1 protein-coding gene and 1 pseudogene are annotated in these 1,039 nt (G+C 56.9%); both read left to right on the plus strand.

The genetic code is table 11. From position 1 onward, the window contains the following. Positions 1 to 777 (plus strand): annotated as a pseudogene (locus tag IB262_RS35380) (IS21 family transposase); the annotation flags it as partial. 12 nt (positions 778 to 789) lie between these two features. After that, on the plus strand, positions 790 to 1,039 hold a 250-nt coding region (locus IB262_RS35385), incomplete at its 3' end, for an ATP-binding protein (protein ID WP_192494572.1).

The following is a 1,039-nucleotide window of genomic DNA, read 5'->3' on the forward strand; positions in this document are numbered from 1 at the left end:
AAACCCTCCGCCGAAGGGTCGGTTTTAATCGTCGAGAGGTGGGTTCTGGCCAGACTTCGAAACGAACGTTTCTTCAGCCTTGTCGATCTCAATATCCGCATCAGCGCTCTTATCGAGGACCTCAATAGTAGAACGATGCGCCGATATGGCAAATCGCGGCGCGCTTTGTTTGATGAAGTCGAGCGCTCCGAGCTCAAGCCGCTGCCTTCAACGCCGTTTGAGTATGCGGAATGGAAGGTCGCCAAGGTCCATCCCGATTACCATGTCGAGGTCGACAAGACGTTCTATTCCGTGCCGCACGGTCTGATCGGAAGACGGGTCGATATCAGGCTGACGTATCGGGCAGTCGAGATCTTCTTTGACCACAAGCGTGTCGCCAGCCACATCCGAAGCTCGCAGCGCTCGGGCCACGTTACGATCAACGAGCATATGCCCAAGGCTCACCAGCGCTACGCAAACACGACACCCCACACATTGCGCAGGGAAGCAGCAAAGGTCGGGACCAATACGGCGATTTTTATCGAACGTTTGCTGTGCGATCGGCCGCATCCCGAGCAAGGCTATCGATCTGCTCAAGGCGTTCTTTCCCTGGCGCGCCGTTACAAATCCGATCGGCTGGAACTGGCTTGCGAGCGAGCGCTGGTCATCAACGCACTAAGCTATTCGTCTGTCGCCAACATTCTCAGATCTGGTCTCGATCAGGCTCCGGCCATGAGCGAGGCTGTGAAGCCGGCGCCGCCGCACGGCAATATCCGCGGCAAAACCTACTACCAATGAAGAGGACATCAGATGCTGACACATCCAACCCTGGACCAGATGAGTGCGCTTGGCCTCGCCGGGATGGCGACCGCCTATCGCGAGCTCATCGAGCAGGCTCATGGAAACGATCTTAGCTTCGACGAACGGCTGGGTCTGATGCTCGACCGCGAGATCGCGGTGAGAACAGACCGACGGCTGACAAACAGGCTCGCCACAGCAAAGCTTCGTTTTGCCAATGCCTCGATCGAAGACATCGATTTTGGATCTCACCGCGGTCTTG

Origin of the sequence: Ensifer sp. ENS02, assembly GCF_014851885.1 — a bacterium.
Taxonomy (GTDB): Bacteria; Pseudomonadota; Alphaproteobacteria; order Rhizobiales; family Rhizobiaceae; genus Ensifer; species Ensifer adhaerens.